The organism is Streptomyces sp. NPDC059582, from assembly GCF_042735715.1.
Lineage (GTDB): Bacteria > Actinomycetota > Actinomycetes > Streptomycetales > Streptomycetaceae > Streptomyces.
On sequence record NZ_JBHWCC010000030.1, the window covers coordinates 91,069 to 117,570 of the forward strand.

20 protein-coding genes are annotated in these 26,502 nt (G+C 70.1%); 9 read left to right on the forward strand and 11 right to left on the reverse strand.

Annotated elements, in window-relative coordinates; all coding sequences use genetic code 11:
- Positions 1 to 166: 166 nt before the first annotated feature.
- Positions 167 to 1,237 carry an ABC transporter permease gene (locus ACFV0T_RS24710; RefSeq protein ID WP_385783060.1) on the reverse strand — a complete coding sequence of 357 codons (1,071 nt, stop codon included), beginning with the start codon at positions 1,235 to 1,237 and terminating at the stop codon, positions 167 to 169.
- Positions 1,238 to 1,452: 215 nt separating this feature from the next.
- Between ACFV0T_RS24710 and ACFV0T_RS24715 the strand changes: the two genes are divergently transcribed.
- Positions 1,453 to 2,208 (forward strand): esterase/lipase family protein, encoded by a 756-nt coding sequence (locus tag ACFV0T_RS24715; protein WP_385782995.1) that lies wholly within the window; start codon positions 1,453 to 1,455, stop codon positions 2,206 to 2,208.
- Positions 2,209 to 2,473: 265 nt separating this feature from the next.
- On the opposite strand, the gene ACFV0T_RS24720 is transcribed toward ACFV0T_RS24715, so the two are convergent.
- Positions 2,474 to 2,659, reverse strand: coding sequence for a hypothetical protein (locus tag ACFV0T_RS24720; protein WP_385782998.1), 186 nt, complete (start codon positions 2,657 to 2,659; stop codon positions 2,474 to 2,476).
- Positions 2,660 to 2,802: 143 nt separating this feature from the next.
- Here ACFV0T_RS24720 and ACFV0T_RS24725 point away from each other — a divergent pair, with 143 nt between their 5' ends.
- From ACFV0T_RS24725 to ACFV0T_RS24740, 4 genes are all read left to right on the forward strand, one after another.
- On the forward strand, positions 2,803 to 6,399 hold the full coding sequence (locus ACFV0T_RS24725) for a S8 family serine peptidase (protein ID WP_385783000.1): 3,597 nt from the start codon (positions 2,803 to 2,805) through the stop codon (positions 6,397 to 6,399).
- Between the two features lie 175 nt (positions 6,400 to 6,574).
- A complete protein-coding gene (locus ACFV0T_RS24730; protein ID WP_385783002.1) occupies positions 6,575 to 7,579 on the forward strand; it encodes a helix-turn-helix domain-containing protein in 1,005 nt (334 codons plus the stop codon).
- A 244-nt stretch (positions 7,580 to 7,823) separates the two neighbouring features.
- On the forward strand, positions 7,824 to 8,162 hold the full coding sequence (locus tag ACFV0T_RS24735; protein ID WP_385783005.1) for a trypco2 family protein: 339 nt from the start codon (positions 7,824 to 7,826) through the stop codon (positions 8,160 to 8,162).
- A 15-nt stretch (positions 8,163 to 8,177) separates the two neighbouring features.
- On the forward strand, positions 8,178 to 11,336 hold the full coding sequence (locus ACFV0T_RS24740; protein WP_385783008.1) for a tetratricopeptide repeat protein: 3,159 nt from the start codon (positions 8,178 to 8,180) through the stop codon (positions 11,334 to 11,336).
- 95 nt (positions 11,337 to 11,431) lie between these two features.
- Here ACFV0T_RS24740 and ACFV0T_RS24745 read toward each other — a convergent pair whose 3' ends face one another.
- The 3 genes from ACFV0T_RS24745 to ACFV0T_RS24755 form a co-directional block, all read right to left on the reverse strand.
- Positions 11,432 to 12,034, reverse strand: a complete 603-nt coding sequence (locus ACFV0T_RS24745; protein ID WP_385783011.1) for a DinB family protein — start codon at positions 12,032 to 12,034, stop codon at positions 11,432 to 11,434.
- 22 nt (positions 12,035 to 12,056) lie between these two features.
- Positions 12,057 to 12,728 carry a beta-glucanase gene (locus ACFV0T_RS24750; protein WP_385783014.1) on the reverse strand — a complete coding sequence of 224 codons (672 nt, stop codon included), beginning with the start codon at positions 12,726 to 12,728 and terminating at the stop codon, positions 12,057 to 12,059.
- 322 nt (positions 12,729 to 13,050) lie between these two features.
- A complete protein-coding gene (locus tag ACFV0T_RS24755; RefSeq protein WP_385783017.1) occupies positions 13,051 to 13,770 on the reverse strand; it encodes a DinB family protein in 720 nt (239 codons plus the stop codon).
- Between the two features lie 527 nt (positions 13,771 to 14,297).
- Between ACFV0T_RS24755 and ACFV0T_RS24760 the strand changes: the two genes are divergently transcribed.
- Positions 14,298 to 15,743, forward strand: a complete 1,446-nt coding sequence (locus ACFV0T_RS24760) for a hypothetical protein (protein ID WP_385783019.1) — start codon at positions 14,298 to 14,300, stop codon at positions 15,741 to 15,743.
- A gap of 228 nt (positions 15,744 to 15,971) precedes the next feature.
- Here ACFV0T_RS24760 and ACFV0T_RS24765 read toward each other — a convergent pair whose 3' ends face one another.
- The gene (locus tag ACFV0T_RS24765) at positions 15,972 to 16,274 is read right to left on the reverse strand and encodes a hypothetical protein (RefSeq protein WP_385783022.1); all 303 of its coding nucleotides are present in this window, start codon (positions 16,272 to 16,274) and stop codon (positions 15,972 to 15,974) included.
- A 383-nt stretch (positions 16,275 to 16,657) separates the two neighbouring features.
- Here ACFV0T_RS24765 and ACFV0T_RS24770 point away from each other — a divergent pair, with 383 nt between their 5' ends.
- Positions 16,658 to 18,343 carry an FAD-dependent oxidoreductase gene (locus ACFV0T_RS24770; RefSeq protein ID WP_385783024.1) on the forward strand — a complete coding sequence of 562 codons (1,686 nt, stop codon included), beginning with the start codon at positions 16,658 to 16,660 and terminating at the stop codon, positions 18,341 to 18,343.
- Between the two features lie 302 nt (positions 18,344 to 18,645).
- Here the strand turns inward: ACFV0T_RS24770 and ACFV0T_RS24775 are convergent, their stop codons facing one another.
- Positions 18,646 to 19,800, reverse strand: coding sequence for an alpha/beta hydrolase (locus ACFV0T_RS24775; protein ID WP_385783027.1), 1,155 nt, complete (start codon positions 19,798 to 19,800; stop codon positions 18,646 to 18,648).
- A gap of 243 nt (positions 19,801 to 20,043) precedes the next feature.
- The gene (locus tag ACFV0T_RS24780; protein ID WP_385783030.1) at positions 20,044 to 20,790 is read right to left on the reverse strand and encodes an SDR family NAD(P)-dependent oxidoreductase; all 747 of its coding nucleotides are present in this window, start codon (positions 20,788 to 20,790) and stop codon (positions 20,044 to 20,046) included.
- Positions 20,791 to 21,464: 674 nt separating this feature from the next.
- Between ACFV0T_RS24780 and ACFV0T_RS24785 the strand changes: the two genes are divergently transcribed.
- Positions 21,465 to 22,547 carry a MerR family transcriptional regulator gene (locus tag ACFV0T_RS24785; RefSeq protein ID WP_385783033.1) on the forward strand — a complete coding sequence of 361 codons (1,083 nt, stop codon included), beginning with the start codon at positions 21,465 to 21,467 and terminating at the stop codon, positions 22,545 to 22,547.
- Positions 22,548 to 22,645: 98 nt separating this feature from the next.
- On the opposite strand, the gene secY is transcribed toward ACFV0T_RS24785, so the two are convergent.
- The 3 genes from secY to ACFV0T_RS24800 form a co-directional block, all read right to left on the reverse strand.
- Positions 22,646 to 23,956 (reverse strand): preprotein translocase subunit SecY, encoded by a 1,311-nt coding sequence (gene secY, locus ACFV0T_RS24790; RefSeq protein WP_385783036.1) that lies wholly within the window; start codon positions 23,954 to 23,956, stop codon positions 22,646 to 22,648.
- A 246-nt stretch (positions 23,957 to 24,202) separates the two neighbouring features.
- On the reverse strand, positions 24,203 to 24,880 hold the full coding sequence (locus ACFV0T_RS24795) for a response regulator (protein WP_385783039.1): 678 nt from the start codon (positions 24,878 to 24,880) through the stop codon (positions 24,203 to 24,205).
- Positions 24,868 to 26,040 (reverse strand): sensor histidine kinase, encoded by a 1,173-nt coding sequence (locus ACFV0T_RS24800; RefSeq protein ID WP_385783042.1) that lies wholly within the window; start codon positions 26,038 to 26,040, stop codon positions 24,868 to 24,870. The genes ACFV0T_RS24795 and ACFV0T_RS24800 overlap by 13 nt, the downstream gene beginning before the upstream one ends.
- Positions 26,041 to 26,208: 168 nt before the next feature.
- On the opposite strand from ACFV0T_RS24800, the gene ACFV0T_RS24805 reads away from it, so the two are divergent.
- A complete protein-coding gene (locus tag ACFV0T_RS24805) occupies positions 26,209 to 26,466 on the forward strand; it encodes a hypothetical protein (RefSeq protein WP_385783045.1) in 258 nt (85 codons plus the stop codon).
- Positions 26,467 to 26,502 lie beyond the last annotated feature (36 nt).

Here is a 26,502-nt window from a genome sequence, read left to right on the forward strand (position 1 = left end):
GCCGGCATCGCGATGTCGGGCAGCGTCGGTACCCAGATCCTTCGCCGAGGTCCGGACCGGTGAGCGACCGGTGCGGCGGCGGTCGCGGGGTCCTGAGCGGGCGCCGGTCGTCGGACGGGGCATGCCTCGTGCGCCGCGGACACCCGCCCGCCGGTCGTCGGACGGGTCATGCCTCGTGCGCCGCGGACCCCCGCTCCGCTCTGGGTTGCCGGTGTCTCACGACGCAGAAGACACAGGTCGACAGCAGCGCCCATCCGGCGAGGACCAGGAACGGCAGGATGTGCAGGTGCCCCGGGAAGTAGACCTCGGTGTGAATCGCGCCGATCGCGGCCCCCGACGGCAGCCAGGGGCCGATGATCCGCAGGAACGAGGGGAGCAACGGCCAGGAGACCGCGCCGCCTGAAGCCGGGTTTCCGATCAGGACGATGATGGCCCAGGTGGGAAGGATGGCCCATCGTCCGATCAGGACCATGAACATGAGGAACAGGGTGCTCGCGACGTACATGGCCAGGGCCAGTGTCAGCCACACCTGCACGAAGGGCAGGTCGAGCGCGCCGAGGAGCCAGTCCACGACCGCCGCGATGGCGAACGTGCCCAGGAGGCAGTAGGCGACGATGAAAGCGATGCGCGTGGCGGAGCCGAGCGAGCTCACATGCACGTTGAGCTGGATGGCGCCGACGAAGCCGACCACCACGGCCGCCAGCGTGATGTAGAAGATCGCGAGGCCTCTTGGATCACCCTTCTGGTTCGGGTTGACGTCCCGCACCACGACGTCCACCCCGACGGCCTTCCCGACGGCCGGCGCCGCCTGCTCCAAGAGCTCGGCCACGGACGCGCCCGAAGCGGACGACACGTCCATGGTCACCCTGCGCGCCTGCCGTACGTCGACGATCGCGAACGACGTCTGCTCCTGGATCGCCTTCCTGGCCTGCGGGTAGCCGGAGTACCGGTGGGGGACCAACGCGGCGTCCAGCGCCTTGTCCATCCCGGCCAGGAAGACACCGTGCTCGGGCCTGGCCGAGCCCACCACGGCGATCGGAACACGGTGCGGGGAGGGGTTGGCGAACGCGTACGTGTAGGACCAGGCGAAAACACCGGCCGCCGCGGAGACGAGGATCACCAGAATCGTCGCCGGCAGGAAATGGGACTGCCTGAAGGCGTCCCAGAACTCCCTGTGCCGCGGAGACTTCCGGGCAGCCTCTTGGACAGGTCCGCCCTGCTCGTTCGGCTCGGCCATGGCGTCGACGCTAGGTCGGCCGATCATGGTGCGCACCTGGGATACGCCCGTACGGCAGGGGCCCGGGGGCAGTCGCCTCGCTCGACCGCCCCGCATGCTGGAACGTCCGCCGTCACGACGGGCACTGGTGATTTCGCCGATGGCGCCCGTGCCGCGCCCCACGACTCTGGTCGGGTCAGGCACCCGCATCCCCGCATCCTCGTCAGGAGGGCTCCATGCGTCGTCGTACCCCGCGCCGGCTTCTCGGCGTTCTCGCGGCCGCCACGGTCGCGTCCACCCTGTTCTTCTCCGCGTCGACGGCCGGCGCGGCCGACTCCTCGGCCACGGCCGCCTCGACCGCCTCCGCCGTACGGGCGGCCGACGCGGCCGCTCAGCCGCTGGCGACCAGCACGCCGGTCGTCTTCGTCCACGGCTACACCGGCAACGCGTCCAACTGGGTCACCGCCATGAGCGTGTTCCGGACCAACGGCTGGTCGAGCTCGAACCTCTTCGCCTACGAGTACAACTCCTACGGCAACAACATCACCAACGCTCAGGGCCTGGCCACCTTCGTCAACAACGTGAAGGCGCGGACCGGCGCGAGCAAGGTCGCGATCGTCAACCACTCGATGGGCGGCCTCGTCAGCCAGTACTACCTGAAGGTGCTGGGCGGCAACACCAGCGTCAGCCACCTCGCCTCGATCGCCGGCGCGAACCACGGAACCACGTACGCCGGCGCCTGCCTGATCTACACGACCTGCCAGCAGATGTACCCGGGCTCCTCGTTCATCGCCCAGATCTCCGCGGGCGACGAGACGCCGGGCAGTACCAGGTACGCCACCTGGTACTCGGCGTGCGACGGCATCATCCTGCCCTACACCAGTACCCGACTGGACGGCGCGACGAACAACAACGTGGCCTGTCAGACCCACATCGGTTACCTGACGGACACGGTCGTACTGGGTCAGATCGCCCGCTTCGTCGCTTCCTGAGAACGGACACCCGGCGGCCTCGCCCCGCCGCCGAGTGCCACCGGGGCTGTGCGACTCCATCCGTACGGCACCACACGTACGACACCATCCGTACGGCACCAGCGGCCGGCACACGACGGCCGACCGTGAGCGTGGCCGCGCATGAGCGGGGCCACTCCGACCGAGCACGCTCCGTCCCCGGCATCCGCGATGTCGGGGACGAGGCGTTGGCGCCGAGGCCGACCGGTCGCCCCCGCCGGACGACCGCCCCCCAAGTCGACTTCTCCTAGGGGTAGTCGGAACGGCGGTCGAGACTCCTCGGACAGCCGCCGGTGGTGAATCGGCCGATCCGGCAGACGAGTTCCCGCCGTGTCATGAGCCGGTGAGGGCCGTAGCGCAGTTGTGCCATGGCGCAGCTGCGCCAGTGGAATTCCTTGCTGGGGAACAGGGACGCCCCGATGATCCAGACCAATCGCGTTCCCTTCCGACTAGGGGTTGTCCGTGCTCAGATTGCCTGTTGCAGGACCAGGGTTGACCGCGCTCGGCGTGGTCGCCTCCCTGGCGCTCGGGGTCATACCGGCCACCGCCGCTGTACCCACGGACCCACTCGCTTCCGTGTCCTCCCACACCGCACAGCCGTCCCCCGGGAGCGGCGGCAGCCACACCGTCACCCTGATCACCGGTGACCGGGTCACGATCGGCACCGCCGCCGACGGCAGCGAGGTGCGGTCCTTCGAAGCCGCGGGCGGTGCCACCGCGGGCTTCCACCGTGCCGTGATCGACGGGGCGACGTACGTCTATCCCGACGCCGTCCTGCCGTATGTGAGCGCCGGAAAGCTGGACAAGCAGCTGTTCAACGTGACCCGGCTGATCGCCGACGGTTACGACGACGCGCGCACCTCCCGGCTGCCGCTGATCGTGAGCTACACCGACGCCGCCGCCAGGTCCCGCGTCCAGCCGAAGGTGGCCGGATCGGCCGTCGTGCGCCGGCTGGAGAGCATCCAGGGCGCGTCCCTCGCCGAGAACCGCAAGCAGGCCGACGTGTTCTGGTCCGCGCTCACCGGCGGTGACGATGCGAAGGCCCGCTCCGCGAAGCCCGCCTTCGCGGGTGGCATCGCCAAGATCTGGCTCGACGGCAAGGTGAAGTCCGACCTGGCCGACTCGACCGCGCAGATCGGCGCGCAGCAGGTCTGGGCGGAGGGGAACACCGGCACGGGTGTGAAGGTGGCGGTGCTCGACAGCGGCGTGGACGGTGAGCACCCGGACCTGACCGGGCAGGTCGACACCAGTGCCAGCTTCGTCCCGTACGAGGAGGACGTCGCCGACTACAACGGTCACGGCACCCATGTCGCCTCGACCATCGCCGGCACCGGCAAGGCCTCCGACGGCAAGGAGCAGGGTGTCGCGCCCGGTGTCCGGCTGGCCGTCGGCAAGGTGCTGGACAGCGAGGGCAGGGGCCAGGAGTCCTGGATCATCGCGGGTATGGAGTGGGCCGCCCGCGACCAGAAGGCGAAGGTCATCAGCATGAGCCTGGGCGGTGGCGGTGACGCCACCGACCCCATGAGCCAGACGGTCGACCGGCTCAGCAGCGAGACGGGCGCGCTGTTCGTCATCGCGGCGGGCAACGGGGGCCCTCACGCGATCAGCAGCCCCGGTGCCGCGGACGCCGCGCTGACGGTCGGAGCCGTGGACTCGGCGGACCATCTGGCCGACTTCTCCAGCCAGGGCCCGCGTGACGGTGACAGCGGGCTGAAGCCCGAACTCACCGCGCCCGGCGTCGACATCGTGGCGGCGCGCTCGCACTACAAGCGGGGTTCGGGCTACTACACGTCGATGAGCGGGACGTCGATGGCGACCCCGCACGTCGCCGGAGCTGCCGCGCTGCTGGCCGCCGAGCACCCCGACTGGAGTGGCTCCCGGCTCAAGGAGGCGCTGGTCAGCAGCGTCCACGCGACCCCGTCGTACACGCCCTACCAGGCGGGCGCCGGCCGGCTCGACGCGCTGGCGGCGGTGCACACCTCCGTCTTCGCCACCTCCAGCGCCTACTCCGGCTCCCACAGCTGGCCGTTGCCGCCGAACGCGACCGACGTGCGGCACGTGACGTACACGAATACCGGTGGCGCCCCGGTCAAGCTCGACCTGGCGATCGACGGCACCGTGCCGGCGGGAATGCTCACCCTCTCGCAGGACCAGATCACCGTTCCCGCGCAGGGCACCGCTTCGGTGGAACTGACCGCGCACCTGGACCGGGTCACGCCCGACCAGTCGGTCAGCGCGCAGCTCACCGGTACGGACAGCGCCGGTGAGGTGCGGGCCCGGACCCTGGTCGGCGCGGCCCGGGAGGGGCAGCGGCAGCAGCTGACGGTCACCGCCAAGGACCGCTCGGGCAAGCCGCTGGCGGGCCGGGTCGTCCTCACCGCGGAGCACCTGTTCACGGTGCTGGACCTCGACGAGTCCGGCACGGGCACGACCCGGCTGCCGGTCGGCACCTACAGCGGATGGCTCACCGCCGACGTCCGGGGCGCCAACGGCCCGCACTCGCTGGGCATGGCGATGCTCCCCTTCAACGACGTGCGGCTGGACCAGGACCGCACCGTCACCCTGGACGCCCGCAAGGCCCGCCAGATCCGGGTCCGCGTGCCCCAGCAGACCACGCCCGTCGCACCGCGCCTGGACATCCACCGGTCGTTCACCGACAGCCTGGTCGAGTCGTCCATGCTGCCCAACGCCGCCTACGACAGCATCTGGGCACTGCCCACGGGCCGGAAGGTGACCACCGGTGAGTTCGAGTTCGGTGCACGCTTCCGCATGGAGCAGCCGGCGCTGACCATGGGCACGAGGTCGACGGACTACGTCGATCCGCTGGTCAAGCGGGCGGCCGAGCCGCTGCCGGCCGGCACGCGGACGCTCACGGCGGTGGACGCCGGCACGGGCACGGCGAACGAGCTGGGCCGGCAGACGGTGCGGGGCAAGGCCGTGGTGGTCCGCGGCAGCAACCCGGCCGGCATCACGGCACAGGCACAGGCCGCCGCGGCCGCGGGCGCGTCGCTGCTCGTGGTCGTCAACGAGGGCACCGGCCGCCTGCAACCGTGGGACGAGACGCCCTGGAGCCCGCAGAGCCCGGCGCCCCTGACCGTGGCGACCCTCAACGCCGACCAGGGCGCCGACCTGACGGACGCGTTGCGCCACGGACCGGTCAAGCTCGAGGTCACCTCCCACCCCACCACCGACTACCTGTACGACGTGGTGCACCACTGGTCCGGCGCGGTCCCGGCGGACCCCACCTGGCGGGAGCAGGCGAAGGACCTGGGCAAGGTGGACGTGTCGTTCCGCAACTACCGGCAGGGCAAGGCGATGGAGTTCCGGCCCGACGTCTGGCGGGGCTGGGCCGTCGGCAATCAGCTGACCGCGCCCGCTCAGGGCGAGCGGACCGACTGGGTCACCTCCGGCGCCACCTGGCTCGACGACGCCTTCATCCAGGGCGAGACCGGGCAGCACGCGATCGGTGTGCTGCGCTACCCGGCCCGGCACACGGGCAAGGTCAGCTGGTTCGGGCCGATCCAACGCCCCCGGATGGGCCCGATGGGCTACCAGCCGCTGCGGTACCTGGACGCGATGTACATCACCGCGCCCGGCTGGGGTGACTCCGGTGCCGGCCACGTGGGCGAGGCGGGAGCCAACTTCGCCGTCAAGGACTGGATGGCGCTCTACCAGGGCGACCAGCAGCTCGACTGGGGCAACGCCGAATGGCTCCAGGTCCCCGCGCTGGCGCCCGAGACGCTTCCCTACCGGCTGGTGATCGACAACGACCGGGGAACCTGGGCCGCCCCGTACTCGACCCACACCCTGACCGAGTGGGACTTCACCTCCGCGGCGACCGGGGCCGAGGCGGCCGCCTCCCTGCCGCTGATCCAGCTCGACTACGGCGTGGACACCGACACCGCCGGACGGGCCGGCCGGCACGCCACGCTGACGGTGAGCGCATCCCACCTGCCCGGAACCACCGCCGCCATCAAGAAGCCCACCTTGGAGGTCTCCTACGACGACGGCAAGGTCTGGCACACCGGCGGTCTGACCCTGACCCGTGACGGATGGCGGTCGTCGCTGAACGCCCCGAAGTCGGCGCGCTTCGCCACCCTGCGGGTCACGGCCCGCGACGAGGCCGGCAACACCGTGTCCCAGACGATCACCCGGGCCTTCGGCCTGCGCTGACGTCACCGATGAAACACCAGGTGGGCGGGACCGCAGCCGGCGGCCCCGCCCACTCGCGTATCACCGAGGGCACCTTCGCGACCGGGGGCGTACGGTCACCCGTGCGTCCCCACCCCTCCCTCCCTTGTAATACGATGTCCAACCGCTGTGGGCCAGGGCTCAGGGAGGGGCATCCGTGGCACTGGAAGTCGCCGGGGTCAGCCCCGAGGAGGAGTCCGTCTACCGGTCGCTCGTGACGTCCGGCCCGTCCACGGCCGCAGGCGTCGCCCTGCGCTCCGGCCTGACGCCGACGCGGGCCCAGCACATCCTCGATTCGCTGGCAGCCAAGGCGATGGTCAGCCATACCGCCAGAACTCCCCCGGTGTACCAGGCCACGCCCCCGGAGGTGGCGCTGCTGCCCCGGCTGAGGCACAGCGCCGACGTCCTCGACCTGGCCCGGCACGAGGCCGCCGCGCTGATCGAGGCCCACCGGGACACGATGCGCAGACACGACGCGGGCCAGCTGGTAGAGGTGATCACCGGCGCGGAGGCCCTGCGCCAGCACCTTCGGCAGATCCAGAGCAGCGCCCGGGAGGAGGTCCTGTGGTTCTGCCGGGCCCAGTACGTCGCGATGCCCTCGGGCAGCAACGCCGAGGAGTACGAAGCGCTCGCCCGGGGCGTCCGCTACCGGGTGCTGTACGAGAAGGCCTTCTTCGACGACGAGGGCGCGGTCGACAACGTGGTGACCGGCGTACGCGCCGGCGAGATGGCCAGAGCCGTACCGCAACTCCCGCTGCGCCTGGCCATCGTCGACCGTTCCGTCGCCATCTTCCCCTTGGTCGCCGGCGGACCTGACGGCAGCCCCGAAGAGCCCACCACAGCGCTCGTCCGGGACAGCAACCTGCTCGCCGCCCTGGTCGCCCTGTTCGAACGCTACTGGGAGACCGCCGTCCCCCTGGAGGTCGACGACACCGGCGCCATCTCGGGCACCGACGCGGCCGGCTCGCCCGACTCACTCGCCTCGGCCGACCGTAAGCTGCTGTCCCTGCTGGTCGCGGGAGTGACCGACAAGGCCATCGCTTCCCAGATGGGACTGAGCCGACGGACCGTCCAGCGCCGCATCCAGAGCATGATGGAACGCGCCGACGCCTCCACCCGCATGCAACTCGCCTGGCAGGCGGCCCGCCGAGGATGGCTGTGAGCCGACGTCGCCACCACGGCAGCCGACACGATCCACGATCCGTCGTCACTGCCGCTGCCGCTGCCGCTGTCGCTGTCGCTGTCGCTGTCGCTGAGTGACGCTCCCTCAACTGCTAGGAGGACGCGGGGTTCGAGCACTGAAAGCGGGCAAAGGGCTCATGCTTCGCCGGCGGTTGGTTTACGGTGATGACCCGTTCTGGAAGGTGTTCCGGAGACGCGCGGAGCTGTAGGGGGGCGGTGGAGGCATGCGGAACAAGGACCTTGAGCTGGCCGAGGCGGTGGCCGTGCTGCGTGACGAACTGCTGGATGCCGCGGCCCGGGGTGCGGGATCGGGCCTGTCGTTCGAAGTGGGCCCCATCGAGCTGGAGTTCACCGTCGAGCTGCGGCGGGATGCCAAAGTGAGGGCCGGCTTCAAGGCATGGGTGGTGACCGCCGACGGGGAGGCGGGAGTGAGCCAAGGCCGCACTCACCGGGTCAAGCTCACGCTGACGCCGAAACAACCTGGCGGCGGCGACCTGCTCGTGCACGGGAGCCCGCACCGGAAGGCGGGCCCAGGCGACGTCTCGGATCGCCTCCCCGACTGACAGGCGGGCGATCCGGTGCAGCGCCGACGGGTGGTGACCGTGGAAGGGCCGCACGGCCCGGGCTCCGGGTATGTGATCGCGCCCGAGCTGGTACTGACCTCCGCCCATGTGGTCCCGCCCGAGGCGGCCACCGTGCGCCTGTTCCGTCCCGGAGAGCAGTCGCGGTGGCAGGCACGAGTGGTCTGGCGCGGCACTCCGGGAGGCCGCGACGATGCCGCCCTGCTGTCCGTGGACGACCCGGCGTGGGTTCCACCGGACGGTGCCGGACCCGGCTGGGGGCGGCTGGTCACCGACCGGCCCGGTACGCCGTGCGACGTCGCAGGAGGGCCGGACCTGATCCAGCGCCCGGACCGCCCAGCCGAACTGTGGCACGCCACCGGCACCATCAACCCCCTCACCGGGCGTGCAGGCAACCGCCATGTGCTCAGCCTGAACGGGACGGCGCCCGAACCGACCGGTGCGGGTACCTCGCCCTGGGGCGGCCTGTCGGGGGCGGCGGTGTTCTGCGACGGTCTGCTCACCGGGGTGGTCGCCTCCGACCTCGCCGGACTCGCGCACTCCGGCCTCGATGTCGTACCCGCCTATGTCCTGCACCACGATCCGGCCTTCCGGTCCACCCTGGCGGCGCACGGCGCCGGCCCGGACGACGGCGGTACGCCGGAGCCGGTGGAGTGGCAGCAACTGGCAGACACCGTCGACACACGTCCCGCCCCGGGACTGCTGTCCTCACCCGCGGTGCTGTTGCGGGCCCGGCGGGCCGTAGTCCCGTTCCGGGGCCGCGCCGACCTTCTGGGGCAGCTACGCGCCTGGTGCGCGGAACCCGGCTTCGGTGCCTGGCTCGTGCACGGCCCCGCCGGGCAGGGCAAGACCCGCCTGGCCCATCACCTCACCGCCGAACGGGCCACTGACCGATGGGCCACCCTCTGGCTGCGCGCCGACGCCCCGGCCGCGGAGCTGACGGTGCTGGCGGAGGCCGCTGTCCCCGCACTGGTGGTGGTCGATTACGCCGAGACACGCCTCGCCCAACTCGCCGACCTGCTGCGGGCCCTGGCCCGTCACGACGGCGGTGCGCCGATGAAGGTGCTCTTGCTGGCGCGTACCGCCGAGGACTGGTGGGAGAACCTTCAGACCGGTACATCCGTGGCCGAACAGCTCCTCGACGGCGCCCCGGTGAGCGCTCTCGACCCCCTGGAGCCCGACAGCGGGGACCGGGCCGGGGCCTACCGGCAGGCCGCGGACAGTTTCGCCGCCGTGCTACGGCAGGTGCGCGGATGGCAGCACCACCCCTGGCCCGCGCTGGCCGCGGACCTCGCCTTACCGACGCTGGAGGACGTCGGCCTGGCCACGGCCCTGACCCTGCACATGACCGTCCTGGCCGACCTCCTCGACGCGGCCACCGGGACCGGTGCGGTCACCGGCCCGCAGGTCCCACGCCCCGAAACCGTCGAAGACCGGCTGCTGCTGCACGAACACCGGTACTGGCGGGCCACCGCGACTGCCCGCCACCTGCACCCCGACCTCACCATGGACACACTCACCGACGCCCTGGCCGCCGCCTTCCTGCTCGGCGCCGACGACAGGGACCAGGCTGACGCGCTGCTGGCCCGGGTACCGGATCTGTCCGACCAGCCCCGGGACCGTCGCAGTGCCGTGCGTACCTGGATCCGCGCCCTGTACCCACCCGGTGACGCCCGCCCGTGGGACGGCCTGCAACCCGACCGGCTCGCCGAACGCTTCCTCGGCCGTCATCTGCACCGCCATCCGCACCTGCCCGGCCGCCTCCTGCCCGGCGCCACCACCGGCCAGGCCACCCGGCTGCTCACCGTCTACGCCCGTGCGGCCACCCAGCCCTCCCTGAGCGATCACCTCAGCACCGCTCTCACCACGCTGTGCGCCGAACATCCAGGCCCCCTCGCCGCACCGGCCATCGAGGTCGCCACCCGGACGGAGGATCCGCGACCGCTCATCGACGGCCTCCACCGCATCACCGACGACCCCTCCACCCCCACCGCGCTCCTGGAACACCTGGCCGACCAGTTGCCGCGCACCAGCCACAACCTCGCCGACCTCGCCGCGCACCTCCTCCAGCGCCTTGTACAGCTGTACCGCGACCGCGCCGCCGACCCTGCCCGACTACCCGATCTGGCTCACGGACTGGACCGCTTCTCCTACCGGCTCGGGGTGCTGCGCCGGTACGAGGAGGGGCTGGCCGCCAGCACGGAGGCGGTGGCCATCTGGAGGCGACTGTGCCAGGAGCAGCCCTCAGTTCACCGTGCCCACCTCGCCGAAGGCGTCAACGGCCTGGCGCTGCGGCTGGCGGCGCTGGGACAGCAGCAGGAAGCCCTGGCCACGATCGAGGAGGCCGTGGCGATCCGCCGCGAACTGGCCGCCGAACGCGCGGAAGTCCACCTCGACAACCTGGCGAAGAGTCTCAACAACCTCTCCGTCAGGCTGGGGAAGTTGCAGCACGGACAAGAGGCCCTCGACGCCATCGCCGAGGCGGTCGCGATCCGCCGCGAACTGGCTGCCGATCGGCCGGAGGCATACCTGCCCGACCTCGCCAACAACGTACACAATCTCTCGGCACGCCTAGCGGCAGTGGGCCGGCACGAAGAGGCCCTCACCGCGGTGGAGGAAGCCGTGGCGCTACGCCGCCGACTCGCAGACACCCTGCCGGACGCCTTCCTTCCCCCGCTGGCGCTCAGCCTCAACAACCTCGCCGTCCGCCTCGGAGCGTTGAACCGTCGTGAAGAGGCGCTCACGGCCATCGGTGAGGCGGTCACGATCCGTCGTCGCCTCGCCACCGCTCGCCCGGCCGTCCACGAACCCCACCTCGCCACCTGCCTGAGCAACCGCTCCACCCGGCTGGCCGCACTGGACCGCCACGACGAGGCACTCACGGCCATCGCCGAGGCCGTGACCGTCCGACGCGGACTCGCCGCCGCACGGCCGGACGCCTACAACCACGCGCTCGCCCACAGCCTGCGCAAGTACGCGCTGTGCCTGAACGGACTCGGGCGGGACGAAGAAGCACGGGCGGCGACGGCGGAAGCTGCCCGTGTCGACCAGGGCCGCCGCGGAGGCGGCGCAGGCGGTGAGGGAGGCGGGCTGGTGGGCGACCTGGCCCACCAGCCACATGACCAGGCCGCACAGCAGCCACCAGACGACGAGTGACAGTGTCAGCCGCCATCCTCGTGGGAGGTCGGTCCTGTGGCGGCCCTGGTCCGCTGAGTGGCGACGGCCGCTACGACATTCTCGTAGTGCACCGGCTACGCGCGTCGGTCAGCTTGCTTCGCGGCACTCTCCAGGCGGTCGCGATAGCTCTCCCACCAGGCCGCATCGCCAGGCGCCACGCTGTCGTCGCCCTCGTTCATCCCCACGGCCCCGTCGATGAGTTCCCGGACGATGTCGGCGTGCCCGGCGTGCCGGTGCGTATCGGCGACCACGCGTACCACGGCATGATGCAACGTCACCTCGTCCCTGCCGCTGGGCCACCAAGGCACCCTGCCGATCGTGTCGAGCGGCAGCGCGTCGATCGTCGCGTCCGCGTGCGCCCATGCCCGGTGGTAGAGCTCCACGATCCGCTCGCGCGACTCGTCGGCGGTGGCCCACATGTCCGCGTTGGGCTCGGCACCGTTCTCGAGCCAGGGCAGCGGTTCGCCGGAGGGCCGCCCGAAGGTGTCGCCGAGGTAACCCAGTTCCACGCCGCCCGCGTGTTTCACCAGACCCAGCAGGTTGGTGCCGGTCTGCGTGAGCGGTCGGCGGACGTCGTACTCCGAGAGCCCTTCGAGCTTCCACAGCAAGGCATCGCGGGCGGACTGGAGGTAGCGGTGAAGGTCAGCCTTGAAATCCGGGAGGTCCGATGCGGTCATGGGGGCCAGTCTGCCGTGCGCGTCAGCCGACCGACGGCCGGACCGCGGCGCGGTGCACGACCAGGCTCTCCACCTGGTAGGACAGCTCAGTGACCGCGGGGTCGGGCGGCGGGTGATAACGGCCCGCGCAGACCGAGAGGTTGACGATGAGATAGGCATGCCAGTCGGGGCCGACGCCCACCCCGTCGGCGAAGACCCGCTTGCCGTTGAGCGACCAGACGACGCTGCGCCTGCCGAACGTCACGCTCAGAGAGACGACACCACCCGGGCGTACGGCATCGTCACGCACGTATCGGTGGCCCTCACGTACGTGGTTGCTGAGTTCCAGCAGGTCGGGGTTGTCCGGGTGGTACTCGAACACGTCCACCTCGTTGCCCCCGTCCCTCCAGGTCCAGATCGCGGGCCAGGCACCCGACCCGATCGGCAAGTGCACCCTGGCGTCCAGGCTGTCCCCGGTACGCACCATGAATCCGTCCGCGCTGCCCTCGGTGGTCAGCAGGCCGGTGTCCCACAGACCGTCGGCTCTGCGCGTGGCGCGGAACGTGCCCGTACGAGAATGTCCTGGATCAGCGGTGAGGTGGTCCAGCTTGTTGTCTCCCGGGTTGGTGGGGCCACCGTCGGGATAGGCCCAGGAGCGCCCCGCCACCCATTGGTGCTCGGAGGCGAAGTCCGCTGTGAATACGACGACGCTCACGCGCAGACCCCCTCTGTACCGGCGGCATACCGGCGACATGTCCGCGACATGCCGACGACGGCATCACACGCCGGAGTTCTCCCCCGAGGCACACCGGCCATGCCCCTTACCCCACTGTGCAGTCCGTGTTTCACCCGGGTGAGTGAAGGAACGCGCCGTCACACCGTGTTGCGCCGGCTCGTGGTCTCCGGTTCGCCGGTGGCCCGAGGGTCGCTCCCGCCCGTGGCGATCACAACGCCCTTCACCGCAGTGGGCGGCCGCGTGCACGCGCGTGGCGTGTGGATCGGGAACGCCGTGGCCCACCCTCGCGGCGCACCCTGGCCTACCCCTGAGTGGTGACGCTGGACTGCCACAGGTCGCGGAGCAACGCGATCTCGGCCATGTGGTGGATGAATTCGAGGTTGGAACCCGCCAGCACGGAGACGTAGGGGTCGTCGGGGTCGGAACCGTACGGGTACTGGGAGAAGCCGACGGTGTCGAGCTGCTCGTCGGTGACGGCGGCGACGCTGTCGCGCCAGCGGTCGATCAGCGCCCAGAACCGATCGAGCGCCAGGGCGGCGGAGGGGGTGAAGTCGACCAGCGTCTTCGGCTCATGCCGCCGTTCCCCGAAGGCCCACTCCCATCCGCCCGCGAAACAGAAGTGCAGGTGCCCCAGCCGCCACGCGATGGTCGAGACCTGCGTCCGGTCAGGCTCCGGCGTACCGGTGTGGGCGAGGATCTCCTCGACCCGCTCGACACTCACGCTCCAGTCATCGGCGATCTTGGCAACGGTCATGCCGCCGGCGGCCTGCCGGGAGACCTCGGCGTATTCGCTCGCAGGGATGTCCGCGGCGCCCAGATCCAGCACCCACTCGCCCGGCCCGAACGCCCTGGGGGTCGCCGCCTCACCCCGGCGCCGGATCGACCAGCAGTCGGGCACCGGCTCCCACAGATACTCCTCGTCACCGAGCCCCGTCAGCCGCACCTGGGCCATCTCCCTGGCCTTGTCGAACTGGTCGAGCAGTAGGCCCAGACGGTCGGTTCGCATGCTTTCGGTCCCCATGCCTGACTCCCCTGACGGTCGCGTCTCGTCCTGACTGCGCTCAGGCGCAAGTTAACGGATCACTTCGCGGCACGCGACCGAATTCCTCGCCCGCGACGCGGTGCGGCAGCGCCCACATCACCGCATCCCTCCAGGGACCACCCGATCGGCGTCGAGGTTCCTCACCTGAGCGGTGATGGTGATCACGGAGTCGATCACTGGTCGGCGACGGTTCTCGTCCGATAACTTCTCGGCACGTCCACCCCCTCGGCTGACCTCCGACAACGGGTGGCGCCACGGGGGTAGTTGTCCAACATCCAGGTGTCGTCGCGGCCTTGTGCGGTCGAGACGACGCCCGGCGTTGCGGGCAGGGCGCGAGAAGTGCCCGAGCGCGGCGTTGACGGCCAGTCCTCCGCGGCACGGCCATTGCGCTGACCCGCCGCCTCGGTGAATTTCCCGTACCCGATCACTCGCCGAGCGAGAGTCCCTGGGGAAAGTCCGCGGCCGGCTTGCGCGCGTACATCTCCTGCAAGGAACAAAGCCTCTTCATGAAGTTCGCCTTATCCGCCTTCCGGCGCCACGTTCACGTGTGGCTGATCCCGCTGCCATGGACCGTCGCCCTCGGCCTGTGGGGGCTCTCGCGGCAGCACAGTCTGTGGCGGGACGAAGCCGCGACCTGGGTCGTCGCCTCACGGTCTCTCCCCGACACCTGGCGGCTGTTGGGGCACATCGACGCCGTACACGGCCTCTACTACCTGCTGATGCACGGGCTCTTCGCCTGCTTCGGCCCGAGCACCACCACTCTGCGGCTGCCCTCGGTACTGGCCATGTCGGTCGCGGCGTGCTGTGTGGCCGCCGTCGGCCATCGGCTGGCCGGGGTCTGGGCGGGCGTGGGGGGAGGACTGACGTTCGGGCTGATTCCGGCCGTGCAGTTCCATCTCCAGGAAGGCCGCTCGTACGCGCTGATCGCGGCAGGAGCGGGGATCTCGACACTGCTGCTGGTGACGCTGCTCGAAAAGCGCCACCGAGCGCCGCGTTGGGCCGCGTACGGCGGCACGGTCCTCGTCTGCGCCCTGCTGAACTGGCTGTCACTGCTGATCCTGCCGGCGCACATGGCGACTCTGCTCTGGACAAGGGCCCGGCGCGGCGTGTGGACGCGATGGGCGATGTGCGCGACGGCCGCGGTCGTCGCCGCGCTGCCGCTGATTCTGTTCAGCCGGGGGCAGGCCCGTCAGGTGGCCTGGATCCCGCCGCTGACATGGCAGATGCTGATCGGCCCGGCGGTCCTGCTGGCGATCGGCGGTCTGTGCGCGCTGCTGGACCGGCCGCGGGCAGGCCGGCTGTCACCGGCCGCTGTCGGGCTGCCGCTGCTCGCGGTACCGCAACTCGGCCTCATCGGAATCGCCTTGGTCCAGCCCCTGTTCCTGGACCGGTACGTACTGTTCAGCATGCTGGGTCTGGCCCTGCTGGTCGGCGCGGCGCTGAATGCGGCAGTTCGCTCGGCCGCGCCGCGGTTCCCGAGAGCGACTGTGTGGCTCGTACCGACCGTGCTCGTGGTGGCGGTGGCGGCGTTGCTGCCCCAGTCGCTCGCCAAGCGGTCTCCGGCCAGTCGCGTGGACGACGTCCTGGCGGTGGCCGAAGAAGTGCGGCAGTTGAAGAGACCCGGGGACGCGGTGCTCTTCATACCGGCGGACCGGCGCGACACCGCGCTGGTCTCCCCCGGCGACTTCGCCGGACTGCGGGACATCGCACTGGCCGAAAGCCCCCTGGAGTCCGGCACCTTGAAGGGCAAGGAGGCCGGCCCGAACCGGATACGGACCGCCATGGCGGCAGAGCGACGCATTCTCGTGGTCACCGATACGGCAGGGGCGGCACGGTCGGTGTTGACGGAGCGGGACAAGGCGAAGTCCGCCGGGTTGGAGCGGCTCTTCACCGTGGTGGCGGACGAGCGGATCCGCGGCCGGCGGGTGACGGTGTACGAACGGCGTCGGTGAGGACCGGCCGGGTGAGGCGGCGGCCCGCACCGAACTGTCGCCGGACGCCATGCGGAGGCTGAACGAGGTCAGCGCCTTCGGAGGAGGGCGGTGGCCGAAAGCCCGGCCGGGTGAGGACCGCCCGGCCGGGTTCTGCGGACCGTGCTGCGCCACCACGGCGCGCGGCCCTTCTCCCACTCCGTCGCGTGCGGCTTCCTCGCTCTGCAGGCCCCGGGGTCCGGTGGAGCCTCAGGAGAGCAACGGCAGGAACTTCTCCGCCAACGGACCGGACGACGCCGGGTTCTGACCCGTGTACAGATTGCGGTCCACTACCGTGCAGGGCTCCCATACGGGACCGGGCGAATATTCTGTGGGTAGCTTCTCGGGTTCGTCTTCAAGGAGCCACTTCGCCTTGTCGGCGAAGCCCACGCCGGCTTCCTCGTCATTCGTGAAGCCAGTGACGCGATAGCCGGCGAAGGGGGTAACTCCTGTCTCGTCCCGAGTGGCGAGGAGAGCGGCCGAGCGTGACAGACGATCACGAAGGCCGTTCATCAGACCACCGTCGCCACCCCGGGAGGTGTTGTGCCCGTCGTGGACATGACGAGTCTGCGTCCCAGTATGGCCGGTGGGGAAGAGAATATGACCTTTCTCGCTGCGCGCTCTGTCGCTGCTATTCGAAAATTGCACACCCCTTCCGTCGGTCGCACAAATAGAATGGGGTCTTCCGACCCGTCGCATCTCGGTGAGGCCGCTTATAGGTAATGCGGGTCGCCTGAGCAGCAACTAGACTGGTGGGCTGCGAGGTGCGGCGCATCCTCCGGCTGACGGCGCACGGACCCGCACACGGCCGGTCGGACACCTCATTTCAAGGCGCGATATGGATCCGATCCGGCCGCCTATCTGGAGGTATCACGGACAGGCAAGCGGTGAGCCATATGACGAACGACGAGGATGTATTCAGCCGAGCGGATGCGGAAACCGCCTTCCCGAAGTTGACGGATGGACATATCGACTGCGTACGGGCATACGGAGCAGAAGAGCGTCTGGAGCCTGGCCAGGTTCTCTACGATCGAGGCTCCCGGGACTTCGACTTCTACTTGATCCTCGACGGCACAATCGACATATATCACCAAGGCAGGCCCGGCGAGTCACTCGAGCAAAGGACTATCACGGTGTATGGCGCCCGGGAGTTCACGGGAGAACTCTCGCTGCTGAACAGACAGAAATCGCTCGTACAGGCGGTGGCACGCGAGGCGTCCACAGTCGTCCGGCTACGGCCATCTCAATTGAGGCGTTTGATCGCGAACGAGCCCAATATTGCTCGCATCGTCCTGCAAGCCTTCATCCTGAGGCGCCTCAGGTACATTCACCTGGGGCTTGGAACCGTTTTGCTCGCGGGCCCTCGCACCTCCGGCGACATGCTGAGGATTCGCAGCTTCCTGGAACGCAACGATTATCCGGTGCGCCAGATCGATACCGAGAACGCCGATGCCGAGGACGCCCTCTGTGACTACGCACTGGAAAATGTCACTCAATGGCCGGTGGTCGTATGCCGGCCAGGCGTGTATATGGAGAACCCGTCGACCTCACAGGTTGCCGCGTGCCTCGGCATCAGGGAGACGATCGACGACACCGGTACCGTCGATGTCGTGGTGGTCGGCGCCGGACCGGCAGGCCTGGCCGCGGCGGTGTACGCGGCCTCCGAAGGACTCAGTACCGTCGTGTGCGAAGCCACGGCGCCGGGAGGCCAGGCCGGCACGTCCTCGATGATCGAGAACTACCTCGGGTTCCCGCTCGGTATCAGCGGTCACGAGCTCGCCGCACGCGCACAGGTCCAGGCACGCAAGTTCGGCGCACGCATCGCGGTTCCACGCACCGTGGTGAGGCTCGACTGCGACCAGGCACCTTTCGTCCTTCACCTGAGCGACGGCGAACAGCTCTCGGCCCGGACCGTGGTCGTCGCCACAGGCGCCCACTACAGGCGGCTCGACCTGCCCGAACTCCCCCGGTTCGAGGGCAATGGCGTGCACTACGCCGCAACCGCCCTGGAGGGATCCTTCTGTGTGGACGAGGATGTCTTCGTGGTCGGCGGAGCCAACTCCGCCGGGCAGGCAGCGGTGTTCCTGTCGCAGAGTGCCGCGCATGTCCACATGGTGGTGCGCCGCCCCGGCCTGTCCACCACCATGTCCCAGTACCTCCTCTCCCGTATCGAGGCATCACCCAAGATCTCCGTACACACACGCAGCGAGGTGGCCGAGTTCCGAGGGGCGGAGCACTTGGAGGCGGTTCGGTGGAGGAGCGCTGTCACCGGCGAATCAACGGTGCACCCTGCGTCCAGTGCCTTCTTGATGCTCGGCGCCGTACCGAACACGACATGGCTCGACGGATTCCTGGAAACCGACGGCAAGGGCTTCGTGCACGTCGGCAGCGACGTCACCGACACGTCCGCGTTTTCCCGTGGGCGCCGGCCCATGGGGATGGAGTCGTCCGTCCCGGGTGTTTTCGCCGTGGGTGACGTGCGTTCGGGTTCGGTGAAGCGTGTCGCCTCCGCCGTGGGAGAAGGATCCGTCGTGATCTCTTCCGTGCACCAGGCCATCGCCGCCATGCAGGGCCGACGGTGAGCCGAGCGGCAGAGCGGCGCCGTGCACGCCTGCCGGACGTTGTCCTGGGGCGGATCAGCGGAGGTTCGACAGTGACGCCGAGTTCGTGTGCCGTACCTGCTCACCGTTCCCTCGGCCTGCCATGTCGCAGTGGCAGTGACGCCCACGGGTCTCGGGGCGGGGTGCCCGGCCAGACGCCGGTTCCCAGGACCTGAGTGCTGGTCCTGGGAACCGGCCCTGCGCTGACATGCGGTGCGACGACCGCCCCGCGCCGACCGGGAAGCGTGCCCGACGGGCGTGGAGTTCGTGCCCGCGCGCCCCCGCTACTTGCCGCCGGCCGGAGCGGTCGGGGCGTAGAGGGCCTCGTGCAGGGTTTCCGCGGTCTCGGCGACGGCGTCCTTGTTGGCCTGGGTGTCCCGGAGCGCGTTGAGCATCATGAAGTCGTGGGTGACACCGCTGTAGTGGGACGAGGTCACCTGAACCCCCGCTTGACCCAACTTGGCCGCGTAGGCCTTGGCCGCGTCCTCCAACACGTCGGAGTCAGTGATCACCAGGGCGGGCGGCAGGTCGCGCAGTTGGGAGACGTCTGCCTTCAACGGTGACGCCAGCGGGTTGGCGCGGTCGGAGACCCGGGGCGCGTAGGCGTCCCAGAACCACTTCATGGCAGGCCGGGTGAGCCAGCAGTTCTCGGCGTAGCGCTGGTAGGACGGCGTGTCGAAGTTCGCGTCCGTGACGGGGTAGAGCAGGACCTGCTGCCGGAAGTTCGGGCCTCCGCGCTGCTTGGCCATCATCGTGACGGCGGCGGTCATGTCACCGCCGACGGAGTCACCGGCCACGGCCAGCCGGTCGGAGTCGACACCGATCTCGCCACCATGGTCGGCGACCCACTTGGCAACGGTGTACGCCTGCTCGATCGGGACCGGGAACTGGGCCTCGGGCGACGGGGTGTAGTCGACGAACACGACCGCGGCCTTGGCCCCGTTGGCGATCTCCCTGACCAGGCGCTCGTGGGTCTTGAAGTTGCCCAGGACCCAGCCACCGCCGTGGATGTAGACGATGCCGGGCAGGTCACCCTTGGCTCCGTCGGGGCGGACGACGTGCACGGACACCGGGCCGGTCGGACCGCCGGGCACACTGCGCTCGCTGATCTGCGCGGGCAGCATCGCGACGGGGCCGGCCTGAAGCTTGTTCAGCACCTCACGTGCGGCCGGGTACGACAGGTCGTACAGCGGCGGACCTCCCGCGGCGGCGAGCCCGTCGAGGAAGTCCTGGTCGATCGTCTCCAGCTTCTGCGCCGGATCGCCGCACGGCACGTACTTGGCCTCGGTCTTGGCCGCGCCGGTCAGGTCCTGGCCGGCTTCGCTGCCGGACCGCTCGGTACCGCAGGCGCTGAGCGTCGTGGCGGCGGCCACCAGGAGTGCTGCCACCGCGGCGCGGCGCAGGCGGCGGTACTTGGGCACGGCTCGGGACGAATTCATGCGGATTCCCAACCTGAACGTAGAACGGCCCCCTCCTCGCTGTCAGCCTGTCGGGGCCGCCATGAGTCGACCAGCCGGATTAGGCCACCCGGGCGGCACCGCGGCGGGAGTGGGCCGGTGCTCCGTGGATCGGGGAAGGGGCGGGAGCCGGGCGGACCGCCTTCGTGATGGGCGGGAACGGTTGCCCGGAGTGTTCGCCCCCGGCCGGGGACACGATGCGCAGCCGGGTCCGGGGGGGGAAGGTCAGACGGCCGTGCGGCCGCCGTCGACGGCGAGGATCGCGCCATGGATGAAGCCGGCGGCGTCCGTGGCGAGATAGGCGATGGCCGAAGCGATCTCCTCCGCGGTACCCACCCGACCGGCCGGACTCGCCGAGGCGATGGCCTTGAGCTTCTCCTCCATCCCGGAGGTGCCCTCGGTGCGCGTCGGGCCGGGGCTGACGGCGTTGACACGGACGCCGAACGGGCCGTACTCGGCGGCCCAGGCCTTGGTCAGCAGGGTCAGAGCGGCCTTGCTGGAGCCGTACAGGCTCGCGCCGGACGCACCGAGCTCGGCAGCCATCGTGGTGACGTTGACGATCGCGCCGTGACCGCGGCTCGCCATGTCGGGAGCGAGCTCGGCCACCAGGAAGAACGGCGCCTTGACGTTGATGGCGTAGACCGACTCGAAGTCCTGCTCACTGGTCTCGTGCGTGGGACCGACGGGGAAGATGCCGGCGTTGTTCACCAGCACGTCCACCTGACCGGCCTGCTCCTTGGCCCGGTTGGCCAGGGAACGCGCCGAGGCGGCGTCGCTCAGGTCGCCGGCCAGGAACAGGGCCTCGCCGCCCGCCTCGCGGATGCCGTCCACGACCTGCTGTCCGCGGGCCTCGTCGCGTCCGGAGACAACGACCTTGGCGCCGCGCCGGGCCAGCTCGATCGCCGCGGCGCGGCCGATGCCACTGGTGGCACCCGTCACGAGGGCCGTGGTACCCGACAGTTCTGCACTCACTGTTGATCACCGTTCCACTGGTTCGTCTTTCGTCTTTCGGATGGACTGTCGGCGGTCCGCACGGACCGGCCGGTCAGGTGGTGCGAGCCGCAGACCTGCCGTGCGTTTTCCCCTTCCCGGTGCGGAGGGGTCGTGGCAGCCCTCCCGTTTCGGAGTGGTCCTGGCCGCCACAAGAACCCCTCGCACGCCTCTGAGCTGCATGAACGTGACGTCGTACGAGGTCCGGCGGAGCAGTCTGTGTGGCGGGCGCCGGCCATGTCACGCGGCGGTGCGCCGGCCCGGCCCGGGTTGCAGGGCGCGGGCGGGCTCGGCGTCCGCCGGGGTGGGAGGGTGAATCCGGGCGTTCGTAGGTGTGCCGCCGCGCCGCCGGCACACCTAGGCCGCGACCGCTGACAGCGCCTTGGAGTGATCATGCGTGAGAACGGCTCGTTCCGCACGCGGTGATCGGCGGAGCCGTAGGTGGGCCGGGCCGCCGCGCGTGAGCTACGCACGGCGGCCGACCCGGCATGAGCTGGCGTGATCCAACTCCCGGGAGCCTGGTGGGCATCCTTGTCGTCGGGCTCCCGGCGGCGGAGGCGCGATCCGTCGACCGACACCTCGGTTGACCTTCACCTTGGGGAAGCCCACAGCATCGGTGGGGCCGGGCGACGTGCCCGGCATGAGGAGGAACGAGCATGGGGTTGCTGACCATCGGGACGTTCGCGAAGGCGTCCCGGCTGTCGCCGAAGGCACTGCGTCTCTACGACGAACTCGGTCTGCTGCCCCCCGCCCGCGTCGACCCGGTGACCGGCTACCGCCTCTACGCACCGGACCAACTGGAGCAGGCACGACTGGTGGCCTGGCTCCGGCGCCTGGGGATGCCCCTGGCCCGCATCCAGCACGTCTGCACGCTGGAGGCGGGTCCGGCGGCTCAGGAGATCCGCGCGTTCTGGTCCCAGGTCGAGGCCGACACCGCCGCACGGCGGGACCTGGCCACCTTCCTCATCGACCACCTGTCCTGGAAGGACCCTGCCATGTCCGCAACAGCCAAGCCCCTCGGCATCCGCTACGCCGCGCTCTCCGACCCGGGGCATGTCCGCGCCGGCAACCAGGACACCGCCTACGCCGGGTCCCGGCTGCTCGCCGTCGCCGACGGCTACGGCACCGCGGGAGCTCCCGCGAGCGCCGCCGCCGTCGACGCGCTCAAGCACCTCGAAACCGACGCCATCCCGGCCGGCAGCCTCCTCGACGTCCTCGCAGACGCCGTCGAACAGGCCGAGCGGGCCGTGCGCGGGGTCGCCCGGAGCAGCGCCGCACCCGAGGAGGCCGGCACGACGCTGACCGCGATGCTCTGGACCGGGTCGCAGCTCGCCCTCGTCCACATCGGCGACTCCCGCGTCCACCTCCTGCGCGACGGAGAGCTGTTCCAGATCACGCACGACCACACCATGGTGCAGTCGATGGTCGACGAGGGACGCCTCAGTCCGGAGGAGGCCGCCTCCCATCCGCAGCGGTCGCTGTTGGTGCGTGCGCTGGGACAAGGAGCCGACTCCACCGCCGACATGCGCCTGCACGACGCCCGGCAGGGAGATCGGTACCTGCTCTGCTCCGACGGCCTGTCGACCGTCGTCCCGACCGCCGAAGTCCGCCGGGTGCTCTCAGAGGTCGGCGAGCCCGAGCAGGCCGTACGCGACCTTGTCGCCCTCGCCAACGGGTCCGGCGGCCCCGACAACGTGAGCTGCGTGATCGCCGACGTGGTGGAGCTGCGGCAGCAGTAGAGCGACTGCCCCCGGGCGGGCCGGACGCCGGGCGCCACCACGTGGACACCGCTGCCGGGCTGACCACTGGGGCACAGCCGCTGTCCTGCCTGCCCCGCTCAGCGCAGGAAGCCCTCATAGTTGTGCTGCTCGATCTGGCTGTTGATCTGTTTGACCGTCTCCAGGCCGACACTCACGATGATCAGGATGCTCGTTCCGGTGAGCTGGTTGGCGCCGCCGAAGCTGGCGAACGCCACGGTGGGCACCAGCGCGATCAACCCCAGATAGAGCGACCCCGGCCAGGTCAGTCTGTTGAGGACGTAGGCCAGGTACTCGGCCGTGGGGCGGCCCGCACGGATACCCGGGATGAAACCGCCGGCCTGTCTGACGTTCCCCGCCACTTCCTCCGGGTTGAAGGTGATCGACACATAGAAGAAGGCGAAGAACACGATCAGCAGGAAGTACGCCGCCACATAGAACGGATGGTCTCCCCGGACCAGGTTGTTCGTGATCCAGGTCGCCCAGCCGGACTTCGAGTGCGAGAACTGTGCGATCAGCGCGGGGAGATAGAGGATGGAGGACGCGAAGATCACGGGCACCACACCGGCCTGGTTGACCTTCAGCGGAATATAGGTTGCCGTTCCGCCGTACGACTTGCGGCCGACCATCCGTTTCGCGTACTGGACCGGGATACGACGCTGGGCCTGTTCCACGAATACGACCAGGCCGACCATGGCGAATCCGACGAGAAGGACGATGCCGAAGCTGAGCCACCCGTCGGCGATCTTGCCCTGCAGCTTCACGGCCCACAGCGCGGCCGGGAGGGTGGAGGCGATGGAGATGAAAATGAGGAGCGACATTCCGTTGCCGATGCCCCGGTCGGTGATCAGCTCGCCGAACCACATCACGCAGGCCGTTCCCGCGGTGATCGAGAGCACCATCACCACGGCGATGAGGACCGAGGTGTCCGGCACGATGCCCGCCGCCGACGGACAACCGGGGAACAGCGCACCGGTACGAGCGGTGGCGACCAGGCCCGTGCCTTGCAGGACCGCCAGCGCGACCGTCAGATAGCGGGTGTACTGGGTGATCTTCCCCTGCCCGGCCGCGCCCTCCTTCTTCAGGGACTCCAGCCTCGGAATGACCACGGTCAGCAGCTGAAGAATGATGCTCGCCGTGATGTAGGGCAGGATGCCCAGCGCGAAGACGGTGATCTGCAGCAGGGCCCCGCCGCTGAACGCGTTCACCAGGCCCAGCAGGCCGCTGTTGCCCGAGGCCGCCGCATCCACGCAGGCCTGGACACTTCTGTAGTTGACGCCTGGGATGGGGACGTGCGCCCCGATCCGGTACAGCACGATGATGCTGAGCGTGAACAAGAGCTTCTTACGCAGGTCAGGGGTCTTGAACACCCGGGCGAACGCGCTGTGCAAGGGTTCCTCCTTCGCCCCTGCGCCGGTACGCAAAGGTGACAGTCCGTCGACCAGAGCGCGAGAAGTCAACGCAGATCGTTCACGGCGCCACAGACACCGGCGGACACCGGCCGGCACGCGCGGCACGCGTGCTCTGAACAGGCGATATCACTCAACGGCCTGCGACAGGCACCATCTTCGAATGGGCTCGCCGGTCCAGCAACCGGAGCGGGCCGTGGCGGTCGCCGCGCGGTGCGCCGGGCGACGTCAGACGAGGCCCGCCCGATACACCACCAAGGCGATCTGGACCCGGTTGTTCAGATCGAGCTTGGTGAGGATGTGGGACACATGGGCCTTGACCGTGGGGACGCTCATGTAGAGCGACGCGGCGATCTCGGCGTTGGTCCTGCCGTGCCCCACGGCGAGCGCCACCTCCCGCTCCCTCTCCCCCAGCTGTCCGAGGAGTCGTACGGCCTCGGACTGCCTGTCGCGCTGCGTGGCGGCGGCCTCGTGCTCGGCGGAGGTGACGGCGTCGACCAGTTGCTTGACGGCTGTCGGTGAGAGGACCGGTTCACCGGCCGCGACATTCCGCACCGCCGCGACGATCTGGGCGGGCGGTGTGTGCTTGAGGACGTATCCCGCCGCACCGGCTCGCAACGCCTCCAGGACGTAGCCGTCGGTGGTGAACGTGGTCAGGATCAGCACCTCGGGCGCGTGCGGCCTGTGGCGCAGTGCGGCGGTGGCCGCCAGACCGTCCATCTGTGGCATCCGGATGTCCATGAGGACCAGGTCCGGGTGGTGCTCGTCGACGAGCGGCAGGACGTCCGTTCCGTCCGCGGCTTCGGCGACCACCTCGATGTCCGGTGCGCCGGAGAGCATCAGGCGCAGGCCGGAGCGCACCAGCGGGTCGTCGTCCACGAGGAGAACGCGGGTCACCTGGTCCACGGTAGCCAGATCTCGAGGGAGAAGTCGGTGGCGGTCAGCACGCGGCGCATGCTGCCGCCGGCCAGGGCCGCTCGCTCGTTCATCCCGATGAGGCCCTGGCCGGCCCCGGTCGGCCGCGTGGTGGGCCGCGACCGCACCGGGTTGCGGGCCGTGATGGTGAGTCCTTCCTGTGCCCCGCCGGTCAGGGACAGACGCATGGGGCCGCGGGGCGCGTGCTTGCGGTGGTTGGTGAGGGCTTCCTGGAGGATGCGGTACGCGGCGCGGCTCGTGGCCGGGTCCATGGTGGCCGGGTCCTCCACGTCCCGGCGCACCTCCAGGGCGGCACCGGCGGCACGCGCCTCCTCGATCAGCCGATCCAGGTCGGCCAAGGTGGGCTGTGGGGGCTCGGCGTGCGCGTCGACTTGCGGGGTGCGCAGCACGCGCAGCACGTCCTGGAGATCCTCCAGTGCCTGCCCGGCGCTCTGCCGGATCACGCCGACGGCCTCGGCGACCTCCGCAGGCGAGGCGGTGCGGTGGAATTCCAGGGCCCCGGCGTGCACGCTGAGCAGGGTCAGGCGGTGGGCGAGCACGTCGTGCATCTCCCGGGCGATCTCCTCACGGGCGTGTTGTCGGGCTCGCGCGGCGCGCAGGTCCGCGTCCGCTTCCGCCCGCAGCGCCCTTTCCCGTATCCCCGCGACGTTCAGCCCCCACCCGACCGCTGCCCCGACGAGGGCCACGGCGGACACGGCCGTCGCCGCGCTCAGGGGCCCGGTGTACGGGGCGAGGACGAGATGCGCCGGCACGGGCAGCAGGGCCACCCCGGTGACCCGCAGCGTGGTCCGGCCCGGGCAGGTGGCGGCCACGGTGAACAGTGCGATCAGCAGCGGTACGACCACCGGCCAGACGACTGCCGCGGCCACGAGGGCCAGTGCCAGCGCGACAGGGTGACGCCTGCGCCAGAAGAGCGACAGGCAGGCCAGCAGCGGAACCGCGTCGCCGCCGATCAGCCAGTGGGCCGGCAGCATCCGGATGAGGCCGGTGCCGCTGGTCAGCTGCGGGTAGACGGAGAGATCCGACAGTTGGGCCCGCAGGACGAGCACCGTCAGGCCGACGGCCACGAACACCAGGGCCGCGTCCGCGATGCGCGGATGCTCGTGCAGGGCCCGTCTCACATCGATCACGGGCGCAACCGTAAGCGATGCACAAGGTCGCCTCAAAGCGTCCGAAGAACCCTCGCAGACTTCTATACCAAGGTATAGGGAGGCGCGGGACGCATCGTTCCTCGGTAGGAGAATCTCGCCTACCTGTAACCGAATCGACGGGCTTCGACGGTGCATAGCGTTGCCGTCATGAACCTCAAGAAGATTTCTCACGATTTCCTGCGGGCCGGAATTCCGGCGGCACTGTGCGCCGTCGCGGGGGCACTCGTCACGATATTCGCGGCGGTACGGATTCTCGATCGCGTGTGGGCACATGTGGAAGCGGGGGTGCTGCACGGTCCCGGACTCGGCCCGGTGTGGGCGCTGGTCGCGGGCGTCGCCCTGCTCGGGATCTACGCGGTCGTCCAGCGGCACACCTCGGCCTCGCGCCCCGACGAGAGCCGGTAGGGCGGCGACGGCCGCGGGCCCGGGCGGGTGTCGCCC